General features: G+C 68.6%; 16 protein-coding genes. 3 read left to right on the forward strand and 13 right to left on the reverse strand.

The window, feature by feature from the left end; translation table 11 throughout:
- From MSP7336_RS02150 to MSP7336_RS23505, 3 genes are read right to left on the reverse strand one after another with little or no spacing between them, the layout of a single operon-like run.
- Entirely contained in the window at positions 1–666 is a 666-nt protein-coding gene (locus MSP7336_RS02150) for a TIGR04282 family arsenosugar biosynthesis glycosyltransferase (protein WP_113962946.1), read from the reverse strand.
- Entirely contained in the window at positions 663–1313 is a 651-nt protein-coding gene (locus tag MSP7336_RS02155; protein WP_069396909.1) for a glycosyltransferase family 2 protein, read from the reverse strand. The genes MSP7336_RS02150 and MSP7336_RS02155 overlap by 4 nt, the downstream gene beginning before the upstream one ends.
- A 53-nt stretch (positions 1314–1366) precedes the next feature.
- On the reverse strand, positions 1367–3220 hold the full coding sequence (locus MSP7336_RS23505; protein ID WP_142706717.1) for a DUF7159 family protein: 1854 nt from the start codon (positions 3218–3220) through the stop codon (positions 1367–1369).
- 249 nt (positions 3221–3469) lie between these two features.
- On the opposite strand from MSP7336_RS23505, the gene MSP7336_RS02175 reads away from it, so the two are divergent.
- Complete coding sequence (locus tag MSP7336_RS02175; protein WP_113964736.1) at positions 3470–4969, forward strand: DUF7937 domain-containing protein; 1500 nt, start codon at positions 3470–3472, stop codon at positions 4967–4969.
- A gap of 1 nt (position 4970) precedes the next feature.
- On the opposite strand, the gene MSP7336_RS02180 is transcribed toward MSP7336_RS02175, so the two are convergent.
- Both MSP7336_RS02180 and MSP7336_RS02185 read right to left on the reverse strand, forming a co-directional pair.
- Complete coding sequence (locus MSP7336_RS02180) at positions 4971–6005, reverse strand: NAD-dependent epimerase/dehydratase family protein (protein WP_113962950.1); 1035 nt, start codon at positions 6003–6005, stop codon at positions 4971–4973.
- Entirely contained in the window at positions 6002–6778 is a 777-nt protein-coding gene (locus tag MSP7336_RS02185; RefSeq protein WP_113962951.1) for an S-methyl-5'-thioadenosine phosphorylase, read from the reverse strand. Before MSP7336_RS02185 ends, MSP7336_RS02180 begins: the two co-directional genes overlap by 4 nt.
- Before the next feature lie 55 nt (positions 6779–6833).
- Here MSP7336_RS02185 and MSP7336_RS02190 point away from each other — a divergent pair, with 55 nt between their 5' ends.
- The gene (locus MSP7336_RS02190; RefSeq protein ID WP_113962952.1) at positions 6834–7712 is read left to right on the forward strand and encodes a 1,4-dihydroxy-2-naphthoate polyprenyltransferase; all 879 of its coding nucleotides are present in this window, start codon (positions 6834–6836) and stop codon (positions 7710–7712) included.
- On the opposite strand, the gene MSP7336_RS02195 is transcribed toward MSP7336_RS02190, so the two are convergent.
- From MSP7336_RS02195 to MSP7336_RS02205, 3 genes are all read right to left on the reverse strand, one after another.
- Positions 7713–8276, reverse strand: a complete 564-nt coding sequence (locus MSP7336_RS02195; RefSeq protein ID WP_069396914.1) for a Clp protease N-terminal domain-containing protein — start codon at positions 8274–8276, stop codon at positions 7713–7715.
- 3 nt (positions 8277–8279) lie between these two features.
- Positions 8280–8492: a helix-turn-helix domain-containing protein gene (locus MSP7336_RS02200; RefSeq protein ID WP_069396915.1), complete on the reverse strand. Its 213-nt coding sequence runs from the start codon at positions 8490–8492 to the stop codon at positions 8280–8282.
- Positions 8493–8553: 61 nt separating this feature from the next.
- Entirely contained in the window at positions 8554–8868 is a 315-nt protein-coding gene (locus MSP7336_RS02205; RefSeq protein WP_113962953.1) for a DUF4229 domain-containing protein, read from the reverse strand.
- A 45-nt stretch (positions 8869–8913) separates the two neighbouring features.
- On the opposite strand from MSP7336_RS02205, the gene MSP7336_RS02210 reads away from it, so the two are divergent.
- A complete protein-coding gene (locus tag MSP7336_RS02210) occupies positions 8914–9075 on the forward strand; it encodes a hypothetical protein (RefSeq protein WP_113964737.1) in 162 nt (53 codons plus the stop codon).
- Here the strand turns inward: MSP7336_RS02210 and MSP7336_RS02215 are convergent.
- From MSP7336_RS02215 to MSP7336_RS02235, 5 genes are read right to left on the reverse strand one after another with little or no spacing between them, the layout of a single operon-like run.
- On the reverse strand, positions 9072–10373 hold the full coding sequence (locus MSP7336_RS02215; RefSeq protein WP_069396917.1) for a MinD/ParA family ATP-binding protein: 1302 nt from the start codon (positions 10371–10373) through the stop codon (positions 9072–9074). The genes MSP7336_RS02210 and MSP7336_RS02215 overlap by 4 nt on opposite strands.
- A 34-nt stretch (positions 10374–10407) precedes the next feature.
- Positions 10408–11382, reverse strand: a complete 975-nt coding sequence (gene ccsB / locus MSP7336_RS02220) for a c-type cytochrome biogenesis protein CcsB (RefSeq protein WP_069396918.1) — start codon at positions 11380–11382, stop codon at positions 10408–10410.
- Positions 11379–12923, reverse strand: coding sequence for a cytochrome c biogenesis protein ResB (locus tag MSP7336_RS02225; RefSeq protein WP_113964738.1), 1545 nt, complete (start codon positions 12921–12923; stop codon positions 11379–11381). Before MSP7336_RS02225 ends, ccsB begins: the two co-directional genes overlap by 4 nt.
- Positions 12924–12970: 47 nt before the next feature.
- Complete coding sequence (locus MSP7336_RS02230) at positions 12971–13744, reverse strand: cytochrome c biogenesis CcdA family protein (protein ID WP_069396951.1); 774 nt, start codon at positions 13742–13744, stop codon at positions 12971–12973.
- Between the two features lie 5 nt (positions 13745–13749).
- The gene (locus MSP7336_RS02235; RefSeq protein ID WP_113962954.1) at positions 13750–14367 is read right to left on the reverse strand and encodes a TlpA disulfide reductase family protein; all 618 of its coding nucleotides are present in this window, start codon (positions 14365–14367) and stop codon (positions 13750–13752) included.

A 14367-nucleotide genomic window follows, 5' to 3' on the forward strand; every position in this document is an offset into this window, starting at 1 on the left:
TCAAAGTCCGGCCCCGTGTGTGGCTCGAGCGAACCGGCTTGTCGGGTGACAGCGTTCGCGTACTGCGGCCACGTCGTCGACGACGTCGAAATCGGCCAGTTCCGGAAGAGGCTTAACGTCGACACCGTTACGTTGCAGGGCCTTTCGGGTGAGCACGCCGGTGTCGGGCTGAGACATCGGCACGGTCCGCAGACACTGGGCGCTCTCGGGCTCCTGCACGCCGAGCGCCCACCATCCGCCGTCCCGGGCGAAGCCCAGCACGGCCGGCACATCGGTCAGCTGCCGCCCGCAGTCGCCGAGCAGCTCGGCGGTCACTTGCGGGGTGTCCATGCCGATCTGTAACACCGGATACCCGGCGACGGCCGCGTCGGTGTGCGCGTTGGCCAGCCGATCCGCAAAGCTGTTGCCGCGCTGGGCTATCACGGTGAACGACGCGAGCTGTCGTTGGATCTCCGCGCCGTCGATCGCGGCGGCCAGGTCACCGCGGAAGGCCACCACCCGCGCGGACACCGGGGCAGCCGCGACCGCGTCGAGGGTGTCCAGCAGTGCGGCCGCGGCGATCTGGGCGGCGACGTCGTCGCCGAGCTTGGCAGCCAGCCGGGTCTTGGCGTGCCCGGGTATCGGAGCTTTGGCCACCACCAGCAGCGTCACCGGCACGAGGGTCACGAGATGACCTTCCAGAAATCCAGGATGGCGATGACGCTGCCTCGCAGTGAACCGCTGACCTTGGATTTGCCGCCGGTGCGCGGCCCGTATGCGACGTCGTGTTCGACCACCCGCCAGCCGGCGGCTGCCGCGCGGACCAACAGCTCAAGCGGATAACCCGACCGGCGGTCTTTGATGCCCAGGTCGAGCAGGGCGTCGCGGCGGAAAACCCGCATCGGGGCGATGTCGTGCACCGGCAGGTTGTGCCGGGTGCGCAGCCGCCAGCTCATCACCACCGTGCCCAGACGCGCGACCCAGGGCCAGCGCAGTCCCGGCACCGGTCGTCGGCGCCCGATCGCCAGGTCGGCGCCGTTGTCGAGTTCGCGGACCAGCCGCGGCAACTCAGCGGGGTCCAGTGAGCCGTCGGCGTCGATGACCGCCACGATCGGCGTCGTCGCGGCGACCACCCCGGCATGCACCGCAGAGCCGTACCCGGGCCGCGGCTCGGTGACCACGCGGGCGCCGTGCCGGCGAGCCACCTCGGCGGTGTCATCGGTGCTGTTGTTGTCGACGACCAGTGCCTGGTATTCGGCCGGAATGGCGGCCAGTACGCCGGGTAGCGACTCCGCCTCATTCAGGCAGGGCAGCACTACGGTGACGTCGGGCATCGTCCGACTTTAACCAGAGCTTTTGGGTGCGATGGGCAAGCGTGGTCGAGTGCCTAGGGCGCAAGGCCTCCGCCACTCGAGCTGCTCGAACCACCGCCCGAGCCGAAGCCACCGCTGCTCCCCCCCGAGCCGAAGCCCCCCGACCCGAAGCCCCCGCTGCTCCCCCCCGAGCCGAAGCCACCGGTGCCGCCGCCCGAGCCGAAGCCGCCGCCGCTCGAGCCGCTGTCCGAGCCGAAGCCACCGCTGCTACCACCCGAACCGAAGCCACCGGTGCCGCCGCCCGAGCCGAAGCCACCTCCGCCGGTGGCGTTCGAACCGCTGCCACCTGAGCCGCTTTCTCCTCCGGTGCTCCCGGTTCCGGTACCTCCGGTGGTCCCGGTGCCGCCACCGGTGCCGGTGCCGCCACCGGTGCCGGTGCCGCCGGTGTCGGTGCCTCCCGTGCTCCCGGTGCCGCCACCGGTGCCGGTGCCGCCGGTGTCGGTGCCTCCCGTGCTCCCGGTGCCGCCACCGGTGCCGGTGCCGCCCGTCTCACCCCCGGGGTTGGTGCCCGGGTTCGTCCCAGAGCCCGTCCCCGGCTCAGTTCCAGTTCCAGTTCCCGGCCCGGTCCCGGTTCCCGGCCCAGTTCCAGTTCCCGGCTCAGTTCCAGTTCCAGTTCCCGGCCCGGTTCCAGTTCCCGGCTCAGTTCCAGTTCCAGTTCCCGGCCCGGTTCCAGTTCCCGGCCCAGTTCCAGTTCCCGGCCCGGTTCCAGTCCCCGGCCCGGTCCCAGTCCCCGGCCCAGTTCCAGCCCCAGGACCCGTCCCCGGCCCGACCCCGGGCACGTTGATCGGCAGTGGGATCGGGATCGGGATGGGCACCGGATTCAGTCCCGGCGCCGGTGGCGGAGCCGCCGGCGGCGGGGCGGGGTTGACGGGTGGAGGAGCAGCCGGAGGTGCCTGCGGCGCAGGCGCCGGTCGCGGCGCGGGACCCGAAACACCCTGCTGGTACCCAGCGTCATGGTTGCCGACGGGCGCTTGCACCGGCGGGCTCGGCGGGGTGGGGGCCGGCAGCACGGGCATGAAGTTTCCTGGCACCGGCTTGGGCTGCGGCTGTTGTTCGGGCGGCTGCGGTTGACTGGCAGCCGTGGGACGAACACCGATCGTGATAGCGACGGCCAGCGCCGCACATCCGGCGACGACGATGCCGCCGACCGAGCTCCCGATCAGCAACGCCCGGCCGACCGGCGGAGCGGCTTCGGTTTCGTCGTAATCCTCGTCGTAAGCCTCGTCGTACTCGTCGTATTCGACCGGAAGCAATTCCGAGTCGTCCTCGGCCATTGAGTAGGCCAGCTGGCGGCCCGAGTCCGACATGCCAGCCGCCGCCTCGTTCACCGTGGGAGCCTCGCCCGGCGTGACCGCCTCGGTCATCGCCGTGCCCGTCGTCGCCGAAGGCGCTGCCATCGTCGCGTCTTGGGCGGGGACGGCCGCCTGGGTCATCGTCGCCGAGCCGGCCGCCAGCGCGGCGCCGCGCGCGATCGTGAAGTCCGGATCTGCCGGTTCCGCTGACGGCATGGCCGAAGTGGCTTCCGGCTGCTTACCGACGACGGTGGCGTCGGCAGCCCCGAGCATGGTGGTGAGCGCCTCGGACTCCGGCATCACCGCCACATTCTGGACACCCGAGTCCTCCAGCGCCCGCCTCAGCTCTTCGGCTTGATCCTGATCGGACCAGCACAGCCGAGTGGCGACCAGCCGGTGGTCTTCGGTCGTCAGCTGCCGATGCGTCCCGACCACCGTCTCGGTGAGCTTGCCGACGGGGTCTGCCCCCACGTCCACCACCGACTCGTCGATCACCGTGTCACTGCCGGGTCCGGAGCCGACTAGCGCCAGGCGGGCTACCGGGCCGCTCACCGCGACCCCCAAAGTCAGTTCCACCGCCGCACTCCTCTCCGAGGCTGCAGTATCAGGTATCCGCCCGACACAGGCTCGGTCTTAACCCTATTAACTAGATGCCAGCGTACGAGGTGACTCAAGCCGAGTTTGCCAGCGTAGCTCTCGAGCGAGGTGTTAACTACACAACCAACGACTGCCGAAGTCACCGTCTACCACAAGGGGAGTTCGTTGAGCGACAGCCGCGATGACGCGCCCACCACCCACCTTCGCAGCGGTCCGCGCCGCAGCCACATCACCGAGGAAACGCTCAAACGATGGAACCTCGCCCGTGATGTGGCCGCCGCTGTCCTGCTGCTGATCGCTTTGGTCCTTCCGTGGAACCTGTACTTCGGCGTCGGGATACCCGACAGCCGGCTCGAACTGTTTGTGGCATTGCTCGTGGTGACACTGTTTTCGCTGGCTTCGATCGCCAGCTCCTGGCGCTTCAAGCACGTGCAGCCGGGCCGGCTGCGTGCCACCCTGAACGTCCCCTACTTCCTGCTGGTAATGGGGTTCGTGCTGTTCGACATGATTCAAACCGTCCGCTACGGCGGCACCGGGAACGTGCCCGGGGGCGTCGGGCCGGGCGCCTGGGTCGGAGCCGCCGGCGCACTGCTGAGTGCTCAGCCGCCGATCACGAACACCCGCGTCGACAAAGACCGGTTCCGTGGCTGGCTGCTGACCGCCCGCATAATCGCCTTTACGGCGATCGCCCTGGCCGCACTCGCTTTCGTCTTCAACTTGTTCTGGCGGATCAAGGCCGCCCTGCCCGCCGATTCGACGGGTTTCGGAAAACAAACTTTTGCGATCATCATGACGGCAATTGTGTACGGGTCGGTGGCATTGGCCGCTGTCGTCGTCGCATCCTGGTGGATCCTTCAGCGCAGCAGAGCATCTCGGCTCGCCTTAGTCGCGCTCGGAGTGTCCACGCTGCTCGCTGGGCTGATTGTGTGGCTGCTGCCGATCGGCCGCGTAATCGACGCGTTCCACGGCATCGCGCAGAACACCTCCACGGCGGCGGTGGGGTTCGAGGGTTTCCTGGCCTGGGCGGCGGCCGCCGCGATCGTCGCACCACTCACGTTGCTGCGAACCGCGACGAGCGACCACGTCAGCGACAACATGTGGCGGCAGGCCGCGCGAAAAGGCCTGCTGCTCATCGCACTCTGGAGTGCCGCATCGGTGCTGATGCGCATCACCGACCTGGCCGTCACGGTGCTCTTGAACCTGCCCAACCCGCCCTACGACAACGCGGCCATGGCAGCCTTCGACCTCGTCACCGCAGTGCTTGCCGCCTGGCTGCACGTCAACCTCACCAACCGGTCCCTGCCAGTGCCGGTGATCTCGTCGCTGTGCGGTGTTCTGTTCGTCTTCAGTGTTTCTCGCATCGTGATCGGGGTTGCCTTGGCGCCCCGCGTCGCGGGCTCACCCGCCGGGTTGAACAATCCGGTCTACGGCAATGACCTTGCGCAACAGATCACCAGCACCTTCGACGTCGCGCTGAGCGCACTGACGCTGTGCATACTCGTCGTCACCATCATCACCGGCAAAATCCAGCAGCGTCAGCCCCAGGTTGGCGCCCAACCATCACGGCCACCGGCGCCGCCGGAGCCTGAGACGACGCGGCTGACGACCGGAGGCGCTCCCGCACCCCGCATTTTTCGGCCCGCGGAAAGGCCCCCGACCCCGCCTGCTGCGCCAAGGATTTATCGGGGACCCCACGAGCCCACCGGCGGCGCACGCCACCGAGACTGAGCTAGCCGCGAAGCGGCGCGGTGGCGAATTCGCGCAAACCCTGTTGCGGGTCAACGGCGGCGCGGAAACCCAATTCCTCAGCGGCCCGGGCCGGATCGGCGACGATGTGCCGCACGTCGCCGCTGCGGTACTGGCCGGTGACGACGGGTGACACGCCGTCGCCACGAGCCGCGCAAAGCACCGTCGCCACTTCCATGATCGAAATAGGTTGTCCGGAGCAGACATTCGCGGCAGTAAAGCCGCCACGGTCCGCGTCGATTGCCGCCAGGTTGGCGGCGGCCACGTCGTCAACGTGCACGAAATCGCGCATCTGACCGCCGTCTTCGAAAACCGCTGGAGCATCGCCTTTTTCGAGTGCCGAACGGAAAATCGCGGCCACCCCGGAATACGGGGTGTCGCGCGGCATCCCCGGTCCGTAGACGTTGTGGTAGCGCAGCGCCACCACCGAACCGCCGGTCGACTCCGCCCAGGCCAGTGCGTAATGCTCTTGCGCGGCCTTGCTGGCCGCATACAGACTGCGCGGTCGTAACGCCGCGTCCTCGTCGACCAGCTGCCAGGCCACGTCCAGCCCGCAGACCGGGCAGCGATGCTCGAACACACCGGCATCCAGGTCGGCTCGGCGCCGGGGCAGTGGGTCGACCTGCCCATGATCAGCGCATCGGTAACGGCCCTGCCCGTAGACCACCATCGACGATGCCAGCACCAGACGTCGTATCCTCGCCTCGAACATCTGAGCCAGCAGCACCGTCGTCCCAAAGTCGTTGTGACTGCCGTAGGCGGGCGCGTCGGCGGCGTTCACTCCGGCGCCCACCACCGCCGCCTGATGACACACCAGGTCCACCCCGGCCAGCAGCGGGCGCAGTGCGTCGGCGTCGCGAATATCGACTTGCCGGCAGCCCGGGGGCAACGCCGCGTCGTCGCCGTGCGCGGCGGGCAGCATCGCGTCGATGGCGATCACGTCGTGCCCGGCGCTGTTCAGCGCGGCGTGGACTCGTGACCCGATGAAGCCGGCCGCGCCGGTGAGCAGCACCCTCATGGCAAGTCGAACGGCAGCGCGACACCGGCGTGCGGCTGGCAGTCGGTGCAGTTCCGCTCGGCGGCGACCTGACCGATGGCCTCGTGCACCAGCTTCTTGAACGGCTCGATGTTCTTCTCGAATTCGCTGAACACGTCGACGGCCCGCACGCCGTCGCCCGACTCGATCCCCGCGTCCAGGTCGGTCACCAACCCGATTGCGGCATAACACATGTCAAGCTCACGGGCGAGGACGGCCTCCGGATAGCCGGTCATGTTGATCAGGGTGAATCCGGCGGCGGCGAACCATCGGCTTTCCGCGCGAGTGGAAAACCGTGGGCCTTGGACCACCACCATGGTTCCGCCGTCGACCACCCCGGGCAGCCCGGTCACCGCGGCCCGCAGTGTGGCGCAGTATGGGTCGGCGAAGGCGACGTGCGCCCCGCCCGAGTCGAAGTAGGTGTCGGCGCGGCCGTGGGTGCGGTCCACCAACTGGTCAGGCACCACGATCGCGCCCGGCCCGTGCTCGGGAGTCAGGCTGCCGACCGCGCAGGGCGCGAAAACCCGCCGCACCCCCAACGCCCGCAGCGCCCACATATTGGCCCGGTACGGAACGGTGTGCGCGGAATATTGGTGCGACGCGCCGTGCCGCGGTAAAAACGCGACCTCATGCTCGCCGACGGTGCCGACGGTGACGGGCGCGCTGGGCTCACCGAATGGGGTGTCGAGCTTGACGCTGCGCGCGTTGTCGCCGAAGAACGTGTAGAAGCCGCTGCCGCCGATCACTCCAAGCATGTACGCCGCTCCTCTTCATCGCTCCGCCCATTGTCCGTCATGGCAGGATCGCACCATGGCCAGCGTCTCGGAGTGGATCGCCGGTGCGCGACCGCGGACGTTGCCCAACGCCGTCGCCCCGGTGATCGCCGGCACCGGCGCCGCGGCCTGGCTGCACGCGGCGGTGTGGTGGAAGGCGCTGCTGGCGTTATTCGTTTCCTGCGCCTTCATCATCGGGGTCAACTTTGCCAACGACTACTCCGATGGCATCCGCGGCACCGACGACGACCGGGCCGGCCCGGTGCGGCTTGTGGGCTCGAGGTTGGCCACGCCACGATCGGTGCTGGCCGTGGCCATGCTGAGCCTGAGCGTTGGCGCCGCGGCGGGGCTGGCGTTGGCCATGACCACCGCGCCGTGGCTGATCGCGGTCGGCGCCGCCTGCATCGCGGCGGCATGGTGGTATACCGGTGGCTCAAAACCCTACGGCTACGCGGGATTCGGCGAGCTGTCGGTGTTCGTGTTCTTTGGGTTGACCGCGGTGCTGGGCACCCAGTACACCCAGGCCTTGCGGGTGGACTGGGTGGGGCTGACGCTGGCAGCCGCGACGGGTGCGATGTCCTCGGCGGTTCTGGTGGCCAACAATTTGCGCGACATCCCGACCGACGCGCAGTCCGGCAAGGTCACGCTGGCGGTGCGGCTGGGCGACGGCAGGACACGGACGCTGTATCAGGCACTGCTGGCGATCGCCGCACTGTTGACCCTGGCGCTGATGGTCGCGACACCGTGGTGCGCAGCAGGATTCGTCGCTACGCCGCTGGCGCTGCGGGCCGCCGGACCAGTGCGCCGCGATGACACCGGGCCGCAGCTGATCCCGGTGCTGCGCGACACCGGGCTGGCGATGCTGGTGTGGTCGATCGCAGTTGCGGCGGCGCTAGCAGTGGCCGGCTACCGATAACTATGCGGCCTTGTCCAGCAACGCGTTCACCGCGGCGCGCAACTGTGCAATGGAGACGTGTTCGGTGATAAGACCGGCGGCGGCGTTGTCGCCGCCGCGCAGGATGCCAAGCAACACATGCTCGCACCGGATCTGCTTGTCCTTGTGGGCCAAGGCTTCTCGCAGCGACAACTCCAGCGCTTTCTTTGTCGCATGAGTGAACGGAGTATGTCCGCGCCGTCGCCGGCGTCGACCGGATTTGCGCAACGCCTGATCGTAGGCGTCGGGGCCGAAGGTGCGCGCCACACTGTCGCGGACCGCGTTGAGGTCGATACCGATGACGCGCAGGGCCTCGGCGTCCTCGTCGAAGGAATCGCCGGCGGTGGTAGCGCCTAGCCGGGCCCGCACCACGTCGGCGGTCAATCCGTAACCGCGCAAAACCGCCACCAGGTCGTCGTCGGCAGCCCGCATCAGCCCGAGAAGCACATGCTGCGAACCGATTTCGTCGTCTCCTAGTTTCTTGGCCTCTTCTTGGGCAAGCGTCACCGCTGCGCGTGCGCTGCGCGTGAACCGTTCGAAAACCATGCGCTATCGCCTCCGGTTGTACTTCTGGTGCACGGCCTGCCGGCTGACCCCGAGCGCGTCGGCGATGGCCTGCCAACTCCAGCCCTGTTCACGGGCATTGGCGACGTGGATCGCCTCCAACCGCTCCTGCATCCGCTGCAGTGCCCGCACCGCACGCAACCCCACAGCAGGGTCCGCGCTGGCGGCCGCTTCCGAGAGATCGGATCCGTCGCTCATGATTGTCAAGATAGCTTGACAGTCGCAGGGCGTCAAGAAACGTTGACAGCCCGCGGTGGGTTCAGTTGTCGTCGGACGGCGCCTCGCCGCGCAGTCGGGCACGCAGCTGCTCACGGTCGCGGCGGCGGCGCTCGGTGGCCGCCTCGAGGCCGGCGGTGGCGCGGCGGCGCAGTGGGCTGAATACCCACATGCCCAGCGGCATGGCAATGATCAGCGCGAATAGCACCGCAATGGCGACCGGGAATTCGTGCACGCCGAGCAGCAGCGCCACCCCGTAGATGGCGGCAGCCAACGCGGCCACCAGTAGCAGCCGCGCCGCGACGTAGAGCAGGATGTCGACGATCGCGCGGCCGGTAGAGCTTTGAGCAGCTGGCACGGTTCGAGGGTACGGCGCGGGTATATTCGGACCAAGGAGGTGTTGATGCTCTACCTGCTCCTCATCCTGGTCCTGGGAACGTTGGTCTACGTCGGCTGGCGGGCCGCGCGTTCGCAGGTGAACCGCCCGAAGACGCGCGTCATCGGGCCCGATGACGATCCGGAGTTTCTCTGGCGGCTAAGCCACGGCGATAACAACCCGCGCTAGATAAAGCCGGGGTTGCGCGCTACGTCGCTCGGAAAGCCGTCGGCGACAACAGCTGCCAGCTCGATCAACGCTTCCCGCGTCTCTCGCTTCAACCGGTCCAGGTTGATTTCGGCGCCCTCCTCCAGGTGCGGGTCGAACGGCATCAACCGCACCGCGCGGCAACGCCGCGAGAAGTGATCGACCACCTTCTGCATGTCGACCTTGCCCGAGCGGGGCCGCACCGCGTTGATGACCGCGATCGACTGGCGCACCAGATCCTCGTGGCCGTGGGCGTCCAGCCAGTCCAGCGTCGCCGAAGCGCTACGCGCCCCGTCGATCGAACCCGAACTGACCACGATCAGCAGATCGGCCTTGGACAGCACCGCCGACATCGCCGAGTGCAGCAGCCCGGTGCCGCAATCGGTGAGCACCAAGCCGTAGAAGCGCTCCAAAATGTCCAGCGTGCGGGAGTAGTCCTCGGCGCTGAACGCCTCCGACATCGCCGGATCGCTCTCGGAAGCCAGCACCTCCAGCCTGCTGGGCCCTTGCGAGGTGTAGCTGCGCACATCGCTGTAACGCTGGATGCCGTCGGCGTCGCGCAGCAGATGCCGCACGGTGGCCGCCGTCTCCATCGGCACCTTCTGGCTCAGCGTGCCGCGGTCCGGGTTGGCGTCGACGGCGATCACCCGGTCGCCGCGGACGGACGCGAAGGTGGCGCCCAGCGTGGCGGTGATCGTGGTTTTGCCGACCCCGCCCTTCAGCGACAGCATCGCGATGCGATAGCAACCCCGCAACGGCCGGTTGACCTGGACGGTCAGGTCGTTGTAGCGGATGACCCGCGGGCTTTCCCCGACGTTGATCAGCTGGCCGGAAAGGATGTACAGCCATTTGCGCCAGCCCTCCGAGGGCGCGGGTTTGACCTGGCGCAGCAGGGTGCTCGTGGACAGCTCCGGATACGGCGACGGCGGATGGTGGGTGGGCGCGGGGCGATACCCCGTGCCCGTCGCCGGGGTTGGCGCCTGTCCCGTGTAGTAGCCGGTACCCCCGCTGTACGGCGGCGTCTCGAGCTGGGACAGTCCCGTGGGCGGGGTGGCCGCCCAGGCGCGCGGTTCGGCGCGGGTCGGCGGCGCCAGGCCGCCTACGGTCTCGTTGTCGACGAAGCGGCGCTCGGTTCGGAAACCGGCGAAGGCTTTGGTCTCGGCGTTGCGGGTGCTGGGGTCCGGTTCACCGGGGCGCGGCGGCTGCGGCGGCAGTTCTGTCGTTGGATGATCCTCACGCCTCCGAGACGCCCCAGCGCCCTGGGCCGGATGCTCAGACACCTGTACTTTCCCCTCGTTGCGGTACTCGGGTTAATCAGCCCACACCGGCATACGAGTGCAGGCCCACAGTCACCAGGTTAACGAAGAACAAGTTGAAGACCATGGCCGCGAAGCCGACCACGTTGACCCAGGCCGCTTTCCTGTCCCGCCACCCGGCTGTCGACCTGGCATGCAGATAGGCGGCATAGATCATCCAGGCGATGAACGCCACAGTCTCTTTGGGGTCCCAGCCCCAGTACCGGCCCCAGGCCTGCTCGGCCCAGATCGCGCCGAAGATCACCCCGAAGCCGAAGACGGGGAAACCGAAGATCGTGGTCCGGTAGGCGATGCGGTCCAGGGTCTGCGCGTCGGGCAACCGCTGCACCATCCGCGCCAGCACGCCCGGGGTGTCCGGGTCGCCCAGCTTCGACATCCGCAGCAGAAACAACATGCTGGCCACGCCCGCGACCAGGAACACCCCGGAGCCCAGGCTGACCACCGACACGTGGATCGGTAGCCAGTAGGACTGCAGGGCCGGCATCACCGGCGCCGCGTTGGTGTAGAGCCAGTGCCCCGACACCGTCAGCAAGATCAGCACCGGCAACAGCAGGAACACCCACAGCGGGCGGTATTGCGGCCGGCGCAACACAATCGCGCCGGCGACCAAGCCGCAAAAGCAGGTCAGGTTGATGAACTCGTACATGTTGCCCCAGGGCACCCGCACGGTGGCCAGGCCGCGCAGCACGATGCAGGCCAGCAACAGCCCGATCCCCGCGTAGACCAGCACGAGACCGGCCCGGCCCACACGTTCGTCCAACGGCCGCCTCGGGGCGTCCAGCACGACACCGGGGGTGGTGCTGTCGGCGGCGACGCCAGCGCTGACCAGCTCACGGTCGATGGCGCGGCGGCTACGGGCGTAGGCAAGCTCGACGGCCAGCAGCAGCAACGCCACCACCAGGATCACCAGCGCCGAGGTGAACGCCCAGTCCGAGGCGTGCGCCAGCCCGACGTGGATGTGCGCGGTGTTCATCGCAGGCTCAACTCCCTTCGGTCAGGCGCTTCGGACCCGGCCAGCAGCCGGTCCGTCAGCCGTTCGAATTCGTCACCCCAGCCGGAGTTGTCGGTGCGGGCCAGGCCGCCCAGCTCGACGTTGACCGTATCGGTTGCCCCGGTCGGGGTGATGCGTACCCACACTCGCCGGCGGCGCACCAGCAGGGACACCAGCAGCCCGGCCATCATCATCGCCGCGAACACCAGCACCCAGGTCTGGCCGGGATCGTGGGACACCTGCAGGTTGATGAACGGCACGGCGCCGTCGAACCGCACGATAATGCCGTCCTGCTCGAGCCGGACCTGCTCGCCGGCGCGCAGGTTCACCCGCGTGGCCTTGACCAGCCGGTGCTGCTCGATGAGCCGGTGATCGAGGCTGTACAGCGACTGCGGCCGACCGCTGTCCAGCCCGGTGTCGCCGGAGTAGATGTCCACGGCCACCGCCGGAGCGTTCAGCGCCGGAAAGCTCGACGACAGCAGCGTCCCGTCCAGCTGCTCGGTCGGTGCGAGCAGACCCTCGATGGCGATCTGGTGCCGGCGACGCTGATCGGGGTCGGGGTAGCTTCCGGCCGGCGGGTCGATGCGCACCACGCCCGACGACAGCAGCGTCTGCGGGTTGTCGGGTCGCCATTGCACGGTGGCGCTGCGGGTCTGCCCGTCCGGGAAGGTCACGGTGAACGTCGGTGCGTAGCCGTGGCCCTGCAGGTACACCCGGTCGCCCTGCACCCGCAGCGGATGGTTGACCGCCAGCCGGTAGGGCCGCCAGTTACCGGTGTTCAGATCCCGGCCGGCTTGGTAGTCGATGTCGGCGGCGAACGACGTGGCCTGCCCTGATGGCAGATACTGCGCCTGAAAGTCGTTGACGCGGATGCAGATTGGATGCAGCGAGGTGCCGTCGACGACGTTGCCGGCACGGAACGAGTCAAACGCCGCCGGTGACGCCGAGCAGAAGCCGGGGCCGCCGTCGGCGATGACGATCACGTTGCCCTCGTAACCGAACATCTTGCCGACGGCGATCGCCACCAGCAGCCCCAGCAGCGCGAAATGGAATGCCAGGTTGCCGAATTCGCGCAGATAGCCCTTCTCGGCGGAGAGTTCGACGGTCTGGTCGTCGTCGTGATGGCGGATGACGGTGCGCCAGCCGCGCAGCCGCCCGGCCATCGTGTTGGCCAGCGCGTTGAGCTGCCCGGGTCCGGCGACAATCCGCGCGGCGTGGTGTTTGGGCAGGCGGGCCAGGTTACGCGGAGCGGGCACCAGTGTGGCGCGCAGGCTTTTCGCGTGCTCGATCATCCGCGGGGTGAGGCAGCCGACCAGTGAAATGAACAGCAGCACGTAGATCGCGGTGAACCAGAAGCTGCCGAACACGTTGAACGCCTGCACGCGATCCAGCCACGGCCCGATCACCGGATGGGCAGCCAGGTACTCGTCGACCTTGCCCGCGTTGAGGCTGCGCTGCGGCAGCAATGCGCCGGGGATCGCGCCCAACGCCAGCAGGAACAGCAGCACCAGCGCGGTGCCCATCGAGGTCAGGGTGCGCCAGGTGTTGCGGGTCCAGGCCGCCAGCCGTCTCAAATCGGCAACCTCACGTCGGAGACGAACGCGTCGCGCAGCCAGGAGATGAACTCGTTCCACACACCGGTGACCAGTGCCACGCCGACCGCGATGAGCAGCACGCCGCCGAAGATCTGCAGCGCGCGGGTGTGTCGGCGCAGCCAGCCCAGGCCGGCCACCGCGGCCGCCGACCCGAATGCCAACGCCACGAACGGAACACCCAAGCCCAGGCAGTAGGCGATCACCAGCGCGATACCGCGGGCGACGCTGGCGCCGTCGGTGGCCGAGGCGACGGTGATCACTCCGGTCAGTGTGGGCCCCAGACACGGCGTCCACCCCAGCGCGAACACCGCACCCAACAGCGGCGCCCCGGCCACCGTGGACAACTGCCGCGGGGTGAACCGGGCCTGACGTTGCAGGGCCGGGACGAAGCCGACGAAGACCAGGCCCATCAGGATGGTCAGCGCACCGCCGACCCGTTGCAGCACAAGCTGATTGGTGATCAGCGTGGTGGTCATGCCGAGCACCGCGACCGTGCCGAGGACGAACACCGCGGTGAACCCGGCCACGAACAACGCCGCCGAGCCGGCGACCCGCCAGCGCGCAGCCGGCGGGGCCTTGACGGCACCGGGCGCCTCGTCGACGCCGACGACCGCGGCCAGATACGACAGGTAGCCGGGCACCAGCGGCACCACGCACGGCGATGCGAACGACACCAGCCCGGCAAGCACGCACACCGCCAGCGCCACCAGCAGCGGTCCGGACGCGGCGATCGCCGAAAACCCTGTCAGGCCGTTCATTGTGGTCCCGGCGCAGCTTGATCTTCTGCCGCGATGCGCCGCACGACCGGCTGTAGATCCTCGGCGAGCAGTTCACGCAGGAAGACCGCGGCAACCCGGTGTTGGCGATCGAGCACCAGGGTGGACGGGATGACCGTGGTGGGGTATCTGCCGCCGAACGCGATCATGGTGCGCATCGCGGGGTCGTAGATCGACGGATAAGTCACGTGCCGGTCGGTGACGAAGTCCTGGGCGGCCTGGCGGTTGTTGTCCCGCACGTCGATGCCCAGAAACGCCACGCCGTCGGCGCGGGTGGCGTCGTAAACCTGCTGCAGCTGGGCGACCTCGGCCCGGCACGGCCCGCACCACTGCCCCCAGACATTGATGACGACGGCTTTGCCGGGAAAGTCGTTGAGCGACAACGTTCCTGCTGGGTTCATCAGATCCGGTCCGCTCACTGGGCCGGGCCGGCCGCGGCGCTCCGGTGGGTCGTAGAAGATGTCGGTTTTGCCGCCCGGCGCGACAAACTCGAAGGTGCCGCCCTGCACGACGGCGTCGTCGCCGGTCGAGCAGCCGGCCGACAGCCCGGCCAGCAGCGCAGCCAGCGCCCCGGCGAGGATTCTACGGCGAGCCAT

The organism is Mycobacterium shimoidei, assembly GCF_900417275.1.
In the GTDB taxonomy this organism is placed as follows: Bacteria; Actinomycetota; Actinomycetes; order Mycobacteriales; family Mycobacteriaceae; genus Mycobacterium; species Mycobacterium shimoidei.

What these genes read in the sequence shown, in the direction of transcription:
- MSP7336_RS02200 (WP_069396915.1), bottom strand. Translation starts at nt 8,492, where the DNA reads ATGAGCGACGGATCCGATCTCTCGGAAGCGGCCGCCAGCGCGGACCCT.
- MSP7336_RS02195 (WP_069396914.1), bottom strand. Translation starts at nt 8,276, where the DNA reads ATGGTTTTCGAACGGTTCACGCGCAGCGCACGCGCAGCGGTGACGCTT.
- MSP7336_RS02210 (WP_113964737.1), top strand. Translation starts at nt 8,914, where the DNA reads ATGCTCTACCTGCTCCTCATCCTGGTCCTGGGAACGTTGGTCTACGTC.
- MSP7336_RS02235 (WP_113962954.1), bottom strand. Translation starts at nt 14,367, where the DNA reads ATGGCTCGCCGTAGAATCCTCGCCGGGGCGCTGGCTGCGCTGCTGGCC.
- MSP7336_RS02185 (WP_113962951.1), bottom strand. Translation starts at nt 6,778, where the DNA reads ATGCTTGGAGTGATCGGCGGCAGCGGCTTCTACACGTTCTTCGGCGAC.
- ccsB (WP_069396918.1), bottom strand. Translation starts at nt 11,382, where the DNA reads ATGAACACCGCGCACATCCACGTCGGGCTGGCGCACGCCTCGGACTGG.
- MSP7336_RS02190 (WP_113962952.1), top strand. Translation starts at nt 6,834, where the DNA reads ATGGCCAGCGTCTCGGAGTGGATCGCCGGTGCGCGACCGCGGACGTTG.
- MSP7336_RS02180 (WP_113962950.1), bottom strand. Translation starts at nt 6,005, where the DNA reads ATGAGGGTGCTGCTCACCGGCGCGGCCGGCTTCATCGGGTCACGAGTC.
- MSP7336_RS02225 (WP_113964738.1), bottom strand. Translation starts at nt 12,923, where the DNA reads ATGGGCACCGCGCTGGTGCTGCTGTTCCTGCTGGCGTTGGGCGCGATC.
- MSP7336_RS02155 (WP_069396909.1), bottom strand. Translation starts at nt 1,313, where the DNA reads ATGCCCGACGTCACCGTAGTGCTGCCCTGCCTGAATGAGGCGGAGTCG.